Below are 13,041 nucleotides of genomic sequence, written 5' to 3' on the forward strand. Positions count from 1 at the left end.
GTCAACGCTTACGCGTAGCCGTAGCTCATCAGACGCTGATAGCGACGGTTTTTCAAATCTTCTGTGCTCAATACATCGAGATCCGCGAGGTCCGCCAGCAGCTGCGCTTTCAGCGAAGCCGCCATCGCTTCCGGATTACGATGCGCGCCGCCCAGCGGTTCCGGGATGATGGAATCAATCAGCTTCAGCTCTTTCAGACGTGGCGCAATGATCCCCATCGCTTCTGCGGCCAGCGGCGCTTTGTCCGCACTTTTCCACAGAATGGAAGCACAGCCTTCCGGAGAGATAACGGAATAGGTGCTGTATTGCAGCATATTCACTTTATCGCCCACGCCGATCGCCAGCGCGCCACCGGAACCGCCCTCGCCGATCACGGTGCAGATAACCGGCACGCTCAGACGTGACATTTCACGCAGGTTACGGGCGATAGCTTCGGACTGACCGCGCTCTTCGGCGCCCACGCCTGGGTAAGCCCCCGGAGTGTCGATAAAGGTAATGATCGGCATGTTGAAACGCTCGGCCATTTCCATCAGACGCAGCGCTTTACGATAGCCTTCCGGCGCCGGCATCCCGAAGTTACGACGGATTTTCTCTTTGGTCTCGCGGCCTTTCTGATGACCAATGATCATCACCGGACGACCATCCAGACGCGCAATGCCGCCGACGATAGCTTTATCGTCCGCATAAGCGCGATCGCCCGCCAGTTCGTCAAATTCATCAAACGCCAGGCGAACATAATCCAGGGTGTAAGGACGCTGCGGATGGCGTGCCAGTTGGGCAACCTGCCATGCGCCAAGATCGGCGAAGATTTTACGCGTCAGTTCTACGCTTTTTTCACGCAGACGATGCACTTCTTCATCGATGTTAATATCCAGTTTCTCGTCCTGACGGCTCACCGCAGTCAGAGAATCGATTTTTGCTTCCAGCTCTGCAATCGGCTGTTCAAAATCAAGGAAATTCAGACTCATAGTATTCCTGTATTAGTCAAACTCCAGTTCCACCTGCTCCGAACCAATGAGGCCACGGAGATCGTTAAGCAAACGATCGCTCGGAGAGACACGCCACGTCGCGCCAAAACGCAACCGCGCACGTGCATCCGCCCTCTGATAGTAGAGATGTACTGGAATTGTCCCCGAGCGGTGGGGTTCCAGAGACTGACGGAGTCGGTTTAAAAGCTGGTCATCAATTTGCCTGTCCGTCAGCGAGATAGCAAGCCCGCGAGCATATTTTTCCCGGGCTTCGTCAATATCCATGACTTCGCGGGCGGTCATTTTAAGCCCCCCGCTGAAGTCATCAAAGCTGACCTGTCCGCTGACGATAAGTATGCGGTCTTTTTCCAGCAATTGCTGGTATTTATCCAGGGCGTCGGTAAATAACATCACCTCCAGACGTCCGGAACGGTCATCCAGCGTACAGATGCCGATACGATTGCCGCGCTTGGTGACCATAACCCTTGCGGCAATGACGAGCCCCGCAGCCGTGGTCACTTTACCACGTTCTGTCGGATGCATGTCTTTCAGCCGGTAGCCTCCGACATAGCGCTCAATTTCTTTCAAATACTGGTTGATCGGGTGACCCGTCAGGTACAACCCCAACGTTTCGCGTTCCCCATCTAACACCACCTGCTCTGGCCACGGCTGGCAGCTGGCGTAGGATTGTTCAATTTGCTCCGGCTCTTCCGCCAGCACGCCGAACATATCTGCCTGACCAATCGCTTCTGCTTTCGCGTGCTGATCGGCGGCTTTCAGCGCATCGCCCAGCGAATTCATCAGCGCAGCACGATGCGGCCCCAGCCTGTCAAAGGCCCCGGACATGATCAATTTTTCCAGCACCCGCCGGTTGAGCTTTTTGGTATCGGTGCGCGCGCAAAGATCAAACAGCTCACGGAAATAGCCGCCGTTGTTACGCGCCTCAATGATCGCCTCGATCGGGCCTTCACCCACGCCTTTGATCGCGCCGATACCGTAGACAATCTCGCCATCGTCGTTGACGTGGAAGTGGTACAGCCCGGAGTTGATATCCGGCGGCAGGATTTTCAGCCCCATGCGCCAGCATTCATCCACCAGCCCCACCACCTTCTCGGTGTTGTCCATATCGGCAGTCATTACCGCCGCCATAAACTCAGCAGGATAGTGCGCTTTCAGCCACAGCGTCTGGTAAGAGACCAGCGCGTAGGCAGCAGAGTGCGATTTGTTAAACCCGTAACCGGCGAATTTCTCCACCAGGTCGAAGATTTTCATCGCCAGTTCGCCGTCAATACCGTTTTTCTTCGCGCCGTCTTCAAAGATGGAGCGCTGTTTGGCCATCTCTTCCGGCTTTTTCTTACCCATCGCACGACGCAGCATATCCGCACCGCCAAGAGTATAGCCAGAAAGCACCTGGGCAATCTGCATGACCTGTTCCTGATACAGGATGATGCCGTAGGTTGGCTCCAGTACTGGTTTCAGGCTTTCGTGTTGCCACTGCACATCCGGATAGGAGATCTCTTCGCGCCCGTGCTTACGGTCGATGAAGTTATCTACCATCCCGGACTGCAACGGCCCCGGACGGAACAGGGCCACCAGGGCTATCATATCTTCGAAGCAGTCAGGCTGTAGACGCTTAATCAGGTCTTTCATGCCGCGGGATTCAAGCTGGAAGACCGCCGTGGTTTCCGAGCGTTGCAGCATATCGAAGCTTTTCTTATCGTCCAGCGGGATAGCGGCAATATCCAGCGGCGGCTCACCGTTCTTTTCACGGCGGGCGTTAATCATCTCCAGCGCCCAGTTAATGATAGTGAGTGTACGCAAGCCAAGGAAGTCGAACTTCACGAGGCCGGCATATTCCACGTCGTTTTTATCAAACTGGGTAACCGGGTGCAGCCCCTGTTCATCACAGTACAGCGGCGCAAAATCGGTGATTTTCGTCGGGGCGATAACCACACCACCAGCGTGTTTACCGGCGTTTCGGGTCACGCCTTCCAGCTTACGCGCCATGTCGATCAGCGCTTTAACCTCTTCATCTGCCTCGTAGATTTCTGGCAGTTGCGGTTCAGCCTCGAAGGCTTTCGCCAGCGTCATCCCCGGATCGGGGGGCACCAGTTTCGAAATACGATCGACAAAGCCGTACGGGTGGCCCAGTACGCGACCCACGTCGCGGATCACCGCTTTCGCCGCCATCGTACCGAAGGTAATAATCTGCGATACCGCATCACGGCCGTACATGTCGGCCACGTGTTCAATCACCTGGTCGCGTTTCTCCATACAGAAGTCAACGTCGAAGTCAGGCATCGAGACACGTTCCGGGTTAAGGAAACGTTCGAACAGCAGGTCAAATTCCAGCGGGTCGAGGTCGGTAATTTTCAGCGCGTAAGCCACCAGCGAGCCCGCACCGGAACCACGGCCTGGCCCTACCGGCACGCCGTTATCTTTCGACCACTGGATAAATTCCATCACGATGAGGAAGTAACCCGGGAACCCCATCTGGTTGATCACCTGCAGTTCAATATCCAGACGTTCATCGTAAGGCGGCCGCTTTTCTTTTCGCACGGCTTCATCCGGGAACAAGAAGGCCAGACGCTCTTCCAGCCCTTCTTTCGATTTCAGGACCAGGAAATCTTCCGTGGTCATATCGCCGGTCGGGAACTGCGGCAGGAAATACTCGCCCAGACGTACCGTTACGTTACAGCGTTTGGCAATTTCAACGGTGTTTTCCAACGCTTCCGGAATATCAGAGAAGAGTTCGCACATCTCCTCTTCCGAACGCATATATTGCTGCGGCGAGTAATTACGCGGACGTTTGGGATCGTCGAGGGTGAAACCATCGTGGATAGCGACGCGAATTTCATGCGCGTCAAAGTCATCACTGTTGATAAAGCGCACGTCGTTGGTGGCGACCACCGGCAAACCGCGCGCTTCCGCCAGCGCAACGGCAGCATGAAGATAGTTCTCTTCATCGGGACGACCAGTGCGGATAAGCTCAAGGAAGTAACGATCCGGGAAATGTTCTTCATAGAACGCGACACACTCATCAACCAGCGCGCCGTTGCCGCGCAGCAGACTGCGCCCGACGTCACCCATGCGCCCGCCGGAAAGCAGGATCAACCCTTCTTTCAGTTCGATCAGCCAGTCACGGTCGATGATCGGTCCCGCCGCGCCATAGCCGCGCTGATAAGCTTTGGATATCAGCAGGGTAAGATTTTGGTACCCGGTGTTATTGGCGGCAAGCACTGTCAGATGCGTCAGTTCATCCCCCATCAGCTCGCTCTGAACATGGAAATCAGCGCCAACAATGGGTTTAATCCCTGCGCCATGACCCGCTCCGTAGAACTTCACCAGACCACAGAGGTTAGTAAAATCGGTGATCGCCAGCGCAGGCATGCCCAACGCGGCCGCCTTTTTCACCAGCGGCCCGGTTTTTGCCAGCCCATCGATCATGGAGTAGTCGCTGTGCACCCGCAGGTGGACGAAACGAGGTTCAGACATCTTCAGATTCCTTCGACACAAGAATCAGGACGCGAGTCCCAGTGCGCGTTTAACGGGAGCAAAACTACGTCGGTGATGCTCCGTTGCGCCATGTTCAGCCAGTTTTTCCAGATGGAAAGCGGTTGGATACCCTTTGTGCTGGGCAAAACCATATTGCGGGAAAACGCTATCCAACGCGGCCATTTCGGCGTCACGCGTGACTTTTGCAAGAATAGAAGCGGCGCTGATCTCCGCCACCCGACTGTCGCCCTTCACTACCGCCAGAGACGGCACAGGTAATGCCGGACAGCGATTACCATCGATCAGCACATATTCCGGCGCAATATGTAACCCCGCCACCGCTCGCTGCATGGCCAGCATCGTGGCGTGGAGTATATTCAGCTCATCGATCTCGTGCGGTTCCGCACGACCGAGGCTCCAGCTCAACGCTTTTTCTTTGATTTCGTCATACAGCGCCAGACGGCGCTTTTCAGATAATTTTTTGGAATCGTTAAGACCCACAATCGGGCGAGCCGGGTCGAGGATCACGGCTGCGGTAACGACCGCGCCAACCAACGGACCACGTCCGACTTCATCCACACCCGCCACTAAGTGCGTGTGTGGATAAACAAATTCGATCATCGTGCTAACTCCAGGACCGCATCCGCCGCCTGCTCATCAGCATTACAGCGGATCTGCTGATGCAGTTCGCGGAAAGTATCGTGCATCGCATGACTGGTTTTACCGTTCGCCAGTAAGGGGAGAAGCGCTTCAGCCAGCTTTTGCGGCTCGCACTCTTCCTGCAACAGCTCTTTCACCAGTTCCCTTCCCGCCAGCAGGTTTGGCAGCGAGACATAATCTGTCTTCACCAGTCGCTTCGCCAGCCAGAACGTAAAGGGCTTCATGCGATATCCCACCACCATCGGGCATTTGGCCAGCATGCACTCGAGCGCAGCGGTACCGGATGCCAGCAACGCGGCATCGCTGGCAATCATCGCTTCTCGCGCCATCCCATCCAACATATGGACGGAAAGCGTCGGGGCGACTTCTGCTTTGATCTGCTCAAACTGCTCGCGCCGTTTGGCGTTCACCAATGGCACCACCACCTCAAGATCAGGATAGGTCTGACGCAACAATTGGGCCGTTTTCAGGAAGTCGGCACTGAGCATTTCGACTTCCGCACCGCGACTGCCGGGTAATAACGCCAGACAGTGCGCGTCACGGGGGATCCCCAGCACATCTCGCGCCGCGTTTTTATCCGGGTCCAGCGGCATCGCGTCCGCCATGGTGTGACCGATAAAACGGCACGGCACGTTGTACTTGTCGTAAAACGCTTTTTCGAAAGGCAGAAAAGCCAGAACCATATTGGTGGATCTGCCTATTTTGAAAACGCGTTTCTGTCGCCACGCCCAGACGGACGGACTGACGTAATGAATCGTTTTGATACCCTGTTTTTTCAGATTCCCTTCGAGGGTGATATTGAAATCGGGTGCATCTATACCAACGAAAACATCGGGCTGCAGCTCAGTGAATCGACGAGTCAGATCGGCGCGGATATGCAGCAGACGACGCAGGCGTCCAAGCACTTCCACAATGCCCATCACCGCCAGTTCTTCCATTTCATACCAGGCTTCACAGCCTTCGGCCTGCATACGTGGGCCTGCGACGCCGACAAAACGCGCGTCGGGAACACGCGCCTTCAGCGCCCGGATTAAGCCAGCACCAAGAATATCGCCGGAGGTTTCTCCGGCGACCAGGGCAATCGTTAAGGGGCGCTGCTCAGCCATTAACGAATCAGACCGCGCGTTGAGCGGGCAAAGAAATCGCTGAACGCCTGTACTTCCGGATACTGCTTCGCCAGTTCGGCGATTTCCGGTTTTACGTCTTCCAGCGTTTTGCCGCTACGGTACAACGCTTTGTAAGCATTGCGGATGGCGGTGATTGCTTCGCGAGTAAATCCGCGACGCTTCAGCCCTTCGATGTTGACGCCAAACGGCGTCGCGTGGTTGCCCTGCGCAATAACGTACGGCGGAACGTCCTGAGCAACGCCAGAACAGCCGCCAACCATCACGTGTGCACCAATAATGCAGAACTGGTGCACAGCGGTCATGCCACCGATGATGACATAATCATCCAGCGAGACGTGACCCGCTAGCGTGGCGTTATTAGCCAGAATACAGCGATCCCCTATTGTGCAATCGTGTGCCACATGGGCATTGATCATCAGTAAGTTATCGCTGCCCACCTTCGTCAATCCACCGCCCTGCACTGTGCCACGATGAATGGTAACGCTTTCGCGAATGCGGTTACGATCGCCAATTTCCACACGGGTCGGTTCACCAGCATATTTCAGATCCTGGTTCACTTCGCCAATGGAGGCGAACTGATATATCTCGTTATCGCGGCCAATTTTGGTATGACCATTCACGACAACGTGAGACTTCAGTACGGTACCCTCACCAATTTCAACATGGGGTCCAACAAGGCAAAAAGGACCAATGTGAACGTTAGCGCCAAGTGAAGCGCCCTCTTCCACAATGGCGGTCGGATGAACAAAGGCGGAATTATCAATCACGTATCAGGCCTCCCGGCTACGAGCGCACATCATCGTTGCTTCGCAAACTACTTTACCGTCGACCAGAGCAACCCCTTTGAAGCGGGTCAGGCCACGGCGCGTTTTCTCGAAAGTGACTTCCATGATCATCTGATCGCCTGGCACGACAGGACGCTTAAAGCGCGCTTCATCGATACCGGCGAAATAATAGAGTTCTCCCGGCTCCAGTTTACCAACGCTTTTAAACGCCAGAATACCGGTAGCCTGTGCCATGGCTTCCAGAATCAGCACGCCAGGGAAAATCGGTTTACCCGGGAAATGCCCCTGGAAAAACGGCTCGTTAACGGAGACATTTTTCACTGCGCGCAGAAAACGACCTTCTTCAAAGTCCAGCACGCGATCAACCAGTAAAAACGGAAAACGGTGCGGCAGAAGTTCTAAAATCTCTTCAATATGCAGAGTATGAGTGTTAGTAGTCAAAATACTCTTCCTGTCCAAATATGCTAAAAGCCAATAATAACACGGCCTGCCGCAATCGTATGAATGCCGACAGGCCGTAAAGTATGTGTGACCGGGTGAGAGTTTAGTCTTGTTGATTAACCTTGCGCTCAATGGCTTTGAGGCGCTTGCTCATATCATCAATGTTCATCACCAGTGCGGCTGTCTTACGCCATACTTTGTTAGGTTGCAGCGGAATGCCTGAGGAATAGACGCCTGGTTCAGTGATGGGACGCATCACCATCCCCATGCCCGTCACGGTAACCTTGTCGCATATTTCCATATGCCCGTTGATTACGCTGGCACCGCCGATCATGCAATAACGGCCAATCTTCAGGCTACCCGCCATGATGACGCCACCGGCAACTGCCGTATTGTCGCCAATCACAACGTTATGTGCAATCTGACACTGGTTATCAATGATAACCCCATTGCCGATCACAGTATCATCCAGCGCGCCACGGTCGATGGTGGTACAGGCGCCGATCTCCACACGATCGCCAATAATAACGCGACCTAACTGCGGGATCTTCACCCAGTTGCCGCGATCGTTGGCATAGCCAAAACCGTCAGCACCGATGACCGTACTGGACTGGATCAGGCAATTCTCACCGATCTGAATGTCGTGGTAAACCGATACATTCGCCCACAGACGCGAACCGGCCCCAATTTTCGTATTTTTCCCGACGAAGCAGCCCGGGCCGATAACCACGTTATCGCCAAGCTCCACGCCAGACTCAATCACCGCATTTGCGCCAATTGAAACATTGCTACCCAGCGTTGCCGTCGCATCAACCACTGCACTCGGTGCAATGTTCTGTGCCGGCTGCGGCGTGGTATCTAAAATTTGCGCCATTCGCGCATACGTCAGGTAAGGATTTTTCACTACCAGCGCAGCACTCTTAGCAAAAGGAAGATCGTCCTGCGTCATGACAACGGCAGACGCCTGGCATAAGGCCAGGTGCTCACGGTATTTTGGATTCACCATGAAGGTGATGTGACCCGTTTGCGCAGATTGCATGGACGCAACGCCGGTGATGACGATATCGCCATCACCGTGTAATTCTGCATCCAACTGTTCTGCTAAATCAGCCAGTCGAATTGAAGGCATTACTTATTTAACCTGTTTCAGTACGTCAGCGGTGATGTCTTTTACATCGCTGCTGTTGTAAGCAACGGTGTTTGCGTCAACGACCAGATCGATGCTCTGGCTGCTGGCAACAGATTTCACTGCAGTCTGGATACGGGTAACCAGTTTGCCACGTTCTTCGTTGGAACGACGTGCACGATCCTGCTCAAAAGCCTGCGCTTTCTGAGAGAAGGTCTGGCGTTGAGCCATCACGTCTTTTTCCAGCTTAGTACGATCGCTGCCCGCTTTCATGGACTGCAGACGCTGCATTTTAGATTGCAGATCGGATTCCATACGCTGCAGTTCGCTCGCGCGGCCTTTAAACTCATTTTCCAACGTGTTGGAAACACCGGTCTTCTGTGCAACCTGCTGGAACAGGCTACCCATGTTGACGATAGCAATTTTGTCAGCAGCCTGTGCAGACGTAACCATTGCTAAACCGAGACCTGCCGCTAATAACCACTTTTTCACAATAAACTCCTTACCATCCCATTTGCACCCGAAGGTGCAGTTCTTTGCGTGGCCAGGCGATCCCATGCAAGATGATCGCCTTAAGTCATCGCTACACTACCATTACATTCCTTTGCGAAGAACAATTACCAGGTTTTACCAATGTTAAACTGGAACTGCTCTTTTTTGTCTCCATCGTAATCCTTAAACGGCTGGGCGTAGGAGAAGACCAACGGCCCCAATGGGGACATCCATTGTAATGCGATACCAGCAGACATACGGATATTGCTTGGATCACTGTAGTCTGGATAACCGGAATATGCACTTGAATCCCAGTTAGTATCCCAGACGGTACCCATATCCCAGAAGAACGAAGTACGTACCGAGTTGGCGTATTTATCACTGATGAACGGCGTTGGGGTAATGAACTCCAGGCTGGCGACAGCCATGGCGTTACCGCCCACTGCATCATCCGATTTACACGGCGCCGATTGCGTGCTTTCACATTCGTTATCGTAGTCGCTATCGCCATCATGACGACTGCTGGATGGATAATAAACGGCTTTCGGACCAATGGTATTGGACTGGAAGCCACGCACGGTGCTGGAGCCACCGGCATAGAAGTTCTCATAGAACGGCATCTCTTTACCGCCGATTCCATCCCCATAACCCCAACGGGTACGACCGAGGACCACCCACTTATGATCGTCGTCGATCGGTACGTAGGTTGCGGTATCCAGTGTCGCTTTGTAGAACTCGTTATCAGAGCCAGGGATCGTCACCTTACCGTTCAGGTTGATACGCGTCCCTTCCGTCGGGAAGAAGCCACGGTCAAGCTTGTTATAAGTCCAACCATAGTTGAAGGTGAAGTCGTTGGCGCTAAAGGAGTTGCGGTCATTCGATTCACTCGGGTATTCACCCACGGAGTTCAAATAACGCCACATCGCGACCTGCGGCTGCATATTAGACAGGGAGTTATGCACATACCCTAAACCCGCACGCAGAGTGTTGTATTCGTTGACCGGGAAGCCCAGCGTGACGTCTGTACCATAACTTTTGTTGGTATAGTCAGACAGATCCGCATCGTTCGCATCAAAGTCGTTATAGAAGATGCGCCCACCCAGACTCACGCCATCAACGGTGAAGTACGGGTTGGTGACGGACAGTTCGCTGTAGGTCTGGTAATCGTTCTTGGTACCGTTAATCCCTACCGCGTAACCCGTGCCCAGCCAGTTATCCTGCTGAACACCGGCCTGGAAGCTTACCCCGCTTTCCGTACCGTAACCGACACCAAAGTTAAAGCTACCGGTGTTACGCTCTTTCACCTTATAGACCACGTCAACCTGGTCCGGGCTGCCCGGAACACGCTGCGTGTCGGTGTCGACCGTTTCAAAGTAACCCAGACGGTTCAGACGCTCTTTACCCTGATCAACCATATCACTGCCCAGCCATGCCCCTTCCATCTGGCGCATTTCGCGACGCAGGACGGCATCTTTGGACGTGTCGTTACCTTCAAAACGGATCTTACGCACGTAGAAACGGTTACCCGCATCAACGTTTACGCGCAGCATAACGGTTTTGTCAGTGTCGTTGATTTCCGGCTGTGACTGAACACGCGGATAGGCGTAACCATAGCGACCCAGAAGCTTCTTAATATCATCTTCCATTTTGGTCACTTTGGTGCCGTTATAGAGTTCGCCCGGCTCAATTTTGGTCAGGCTTTCGATCTCCGCAGAGTGCCCCGCCAGGTTCCCCGTTACCTGAACGCCAGAAAGCTTATACTGCTCGCCTTCCGTGATGTTCACGGTAATGTAGATCCCTTTCTTATCCGGGGTCAGGCTGACCTGCGTTGAGTCGATGTTGAAACGTGCGTAACCGCGATCCAGGTAGTAACTGCGCAGGGTTTCAAGGTCACCCGCCAGTTTCTGCTTCTGGTATTTGCGATCGCCAACAACGTTCCACCACGGAACTTCATCACGCAACTGGAAGTGAGAGATCAGTTCATCCGTGCTGAAGGCATGATTACCGACGATATTGATCTGCTGGATCTTCGCCGATACCCCTTCCTGGAACACCAGTTTAAGGTCAACACGGTTGCGCGGCAGTGGCGTGACAACGGCTTTCACGCTGGCACTGTATTTACCGACGCTATAGTAGAAGTCTTCCAGACCTTTCTCGATATCGGCAATAGTGGTGCGATCCAAAGATTCGCCAACACGCACGCCAGAAGCCTCGAGGTTTTGCTTCAGCATGTCATCTTTCACCGATTTGTTACCGGAGAAGGTGATGCTGGCAATAGTCGGACGTTCTTTTACCTGAACCAGAAGCGTATCGCCATCGCGAAGGACACGAACATCCTCAAAGTTGCCAGTGGCAAACAGTGCGCGAATGGTATTACTGATATCTTCATCATTAACCGTGTCGCCTGTGCGCACCGGCATACTGAGGAGGGCCGCACCAACGGCGACACGCTGCAGGCCTTCGAAATGAATGTCCTTCACTACGAACCCTTCAGCACCGTATACGGTCGCGCTGCTAAACAGCAGCGACGCTATGAGCAACTTTTTCATCGCCATCGTTATTATGCGTTCTTCCTAACTAACTCTCTTACAACCGAGAGAAATCATTGAAAAGTGCAAGCCCCATTAACAGCACCAGCAATATCGAGCCAATGCGATAACTAAAGTCTTGAACCCGCTCGGATACCGGTCCGCCCTTAAGCTTTTCAATCGCCAGGAACAGCAGATGCCCCCCGTCAAGAACGGGCAACGGAAACAGGTTGATTATCCCTAAGTTCACGCTAATCAGCGCAAGGAACATCAGATAATAAATCACCCCGAACTCCGCTGACATCCCAGCCCCCTGAGCGATAGAAATCGGCCCACTGAGGTTGTTCAGTTTCACATCACCGGTTATCAATTTTCCCAGCATACTGACCGTCAGCTTCATCAACTGCCACGTTTTATCCGTGGCCTGTGCAATGGCGCTGAATGGCCCATACTGGCGTACTGTCTTGTACTCATCCGGCAGAGGAATGATTTTCGGCACAACACCGGCAAACCCTTCTGCCTTCCCATTACCCGGTTTCGAATCCGGAATTAATGTTAAAGACAAGGCACTGCCCTGCCTTTCAATTTCCAGCGCTAACGGCTGACCCGGATTATCGCGCACCAGGTTCACGAACGTCATCCACTGCGTTAGCGGTTGACCATCGACTTTAACGATCCTGTCGCCAGCTTGCAAACCCGCCTTACTTGCGGCGGAGTGAGCCTGGACTTCTGACAGCACCGGTTCAATCTGTGGTCCGCGCGGTCGAATCCCTAAAGAAGATACAGGATCTTCCTTATCAGGCTCAAATGCCCACTGCCGCAAATCCAGCGTTTTTTCCTGTCGCTGGTTGCTGCCGAAAGGCGCCACGCTGATTGTCGTCTGTTCGTCGCCAATTTTTGCGACCAACTGTAAACGCACTGCGTCCCAATCAGGGGTTTCGATACCATCAACGGCTTTAAGTTCCGTGCCAGGAATAATTTGCGCCTGAGCGGCAATCGAGTTGGGCGTAATTTCACCAACAACCGGACGAACACCGGGGACGCCGATGATAAACACCAGCCAGTAAGCGAAGATGGCAAAGAGGAAATTGGCAACCGGACCGGCGGCAATGATCGCGGCGCGCTGGCCGACGGTTTTATTGTTGAAAGCGTGGTGGCGCAGCTCCGGGATCACCGGTTCCGCGCGCTCATCCAGCATTTTGACATAGCCGCCCAGCGGGATCAGGGCGATGACATATTCGGTCCCAGACCGATCGGTACGGCGCCAGAGCGCTTTACCAAATCCAATGGAAAAGCGCTCGACACGGACACCGCAGCGCCGGGCAACCCAGAAATGACCAAATTCATGCACGGTGATCAGCACACCCAGTGCGACAATGAATGCAGCCAGATTCCAGAGAATACTCAGCATAAAACCTT

General features: G+C 53.7%; 10 protein-coding genes. All 10 read right to left on the reverse strand.

Going from position 1 to position 13,041, the window contains the following annotated elements:
* Positions 1 to 8 precede the first annotated feature (8 nt).
* Positions 9 to 968 (reverse strand): acetyl-CoA carboxylase carboxyl transferase subunit alpha, encoded by a 960-nt coding sequence (accA, locus tag C2U53_RS03965; RefSeq protein WP_042997855.1) that lies wholly within the window; start codon positions 966 to 968, stop codon positions 9 to 11.
* Between the two features lie 12 nt (positions 969 to 980).
* The gene (gene dnaE, locus C2U53_RS03970; protein WP_104445651.1) at positions 981 to 4,463 is read right to left on the reverse strand and encodes a DNA polymerase III subunit alpha; all 3,483 of its coding nucleotides are present in this window, start codon (positions 4,461 to 4,463) and stop codon (positions 981 to 983) included.
* 24 nt (positions 4,464 to 4,487) lie between these two features.
* The gene (gene rnhB, locus C2U53_RS03975; RefSeq protein WP_042997857.1) at positions 4,488 to 5,084 is read right to left on the reverse strand and encodes a ribonuclease HII; all 597 of its coding nucleotides are present in this window, start codon (positions 5,082 to 5,084) and stop codon (positions 4,488 to 4,490) included.
* Positions 5,081 to 6,229 (reverse strand): lipid-A-disaccharide synthase, encoded by a 1,149-nt coding sequence (gene lpxB / locus C2U53_RS03980; RefSeq protein ID WP_042997858.1) that lies wholly within the window; start codon positions 6,227 to 6,229, stop codon positions 5,081 to 5,083. The genes rnhB and lpxB overlap by 4 nt, the downstream gene beginning before the upstream one ends.
* Entirely contained in the window at positions 6,229 to 7,017 is a 789-nt protein-coding gene (lpxA, locus tag C2U53_RS03985; RefSeq protein WP_042997859.1) for an acyl-ACP--UDP-N-acetylglucosamine O-acyltransferase, read from the reverse strand. The genes lpxB and lpxA overlap by 1 nt, the downstream gene beginning before the upstream one ends.
* Before the next feature lie 3 nt (positions 7,018 to 7,020).
* Complete coding sequence (gene fabZ / locus C2U53_RS03990; protein ID WP_003018528.1) at positions 7,021 to 7,476, reverse strand: 3-hydroxyacyl-ACP dehydratase FabZ; 456 nt, start codon at positions 7,474 to 7,476, stop codon at positions 7,021 to 7,023.
* A gap of 103 nt (positions 7,477 to 7,579) precedes the next feature.
* On the reverse strand, positions 7,580 to 8,605 hold the full coding sequence (gene lpxD / locus C2U53_RS03995) for a UDP-3-O-(3-hydroxymyristoyl)glucosamine N-acyltransferase (protein WP_042997860.1): 1,026 nt from the start codon (positions 8,603 to 8,605) through the stop codon (positions 7,580 to 7,582).
* Between the two features lie 3 nt (positions 8,606 to 8,608).
* The gene (gene skp / locus C2U53_RS04000; RefSeq protein ID WP_042323679.1) at positions 8,609 to 9,094 is read right to left on the reverse strand and encodes a molecular chaperone Skp; all 486 of its coding nucleotides are present in this window, start codon (positions 9,092 to 9,094) and stop codon (positions 8,609 to 8,611) included.
* 125 nt (positions 9,095 to 9,219) lie between these two features.
* Positions 9,220 to 11,649 carry an outer membrane protein assembly factor BamA gene (gene bamA / locus C2U53_RS04005; RefSeq protein WP_044255371.1) on the reverse strand — a complete coding sequence of 810 codons (2,430 nt, stop codon included), beginning with the start codon at positions 11,647 to 11,649 and terminating at the stop codon, positions 9,220 to 9,222.
* A 31-nt stretch (positions 11,650 to 11,680) separates the two neighbouring features.
* A complete protein-coding gene (gene rseP / locus C2U53_RS04010) occupies positions 11,681 to 13,033 on the reverse strand; it encodes a sigma E protease regulator RseP (RefSeq protein ID WP_090049144.1) in 1,353 nt (450 codons plus the stop codon).
* Positions 13,034 to 13,041 lie beyond the last annotated feature (8 nt).

It is taken from the genome of Citrobacter sp. CFNIH10 (genome assembly GCF_002934585.1).
In the GTDB taxonomy this organism is placed as follows: Bacteria; Pseudomonadota; Gammaproteobacteria; order Enterobacterales; family Enterobacteriaceae; genus Citrobacter_A; species Citrobacter_A amalonaticus.

Excerpts from the sequence above, each read along its gene's own strand:
- bamA (WP_044255371.1), bottom strand. The coding sequence starts at position 11,649 with ATGGCGATGAAAAAGTTGCTCATAGCGTCGCTGCTGTTTAGCAGCGCG.
- rseP (WP_090049144.1), bottom strand. The coding sequence starts at position 13,033 with ATGCTGAGTATTCTCTGGAATCTGGCTGCATTCATTGTCGCACTGGGT.
- lpxD (WP_042997860.1), bottom strand. The coding sequence starts at position 8,605 with ATGCCTTCAATTCGACTGGCTGATTTAGCAGAACAGTTGGATGCAGAA.
- rnhB (WP_042997857.1), bottom strand. The coding sequence starts at position 5,084 with ATGATCGAATTTGTTTATCCACACACGCACTTAGTGGCGGGTGTGGAT.
- dnaE (WP_104445651.1), bottom strand. The coding sequence starts at position 4,463 with ATGTCTGAACCTCGTTTCGTCCACCTGCGGGTGCACAGCGACTACTCC.
- accA (WP_042997855.1), bottom strand. The coding sequence starts at position 968 with ATGAGTCTGAATTTCCTTGATTTTGAACAGCCGATTGCAGAGCTGGAA.
- lpxB (WP_042997858.1), bottom strand. The coding sequence starts at position 6,229 with ATGGCTGAGCAGCGCCCCTTAACGATTGCCCTGGTCGCCGGAGAAACC.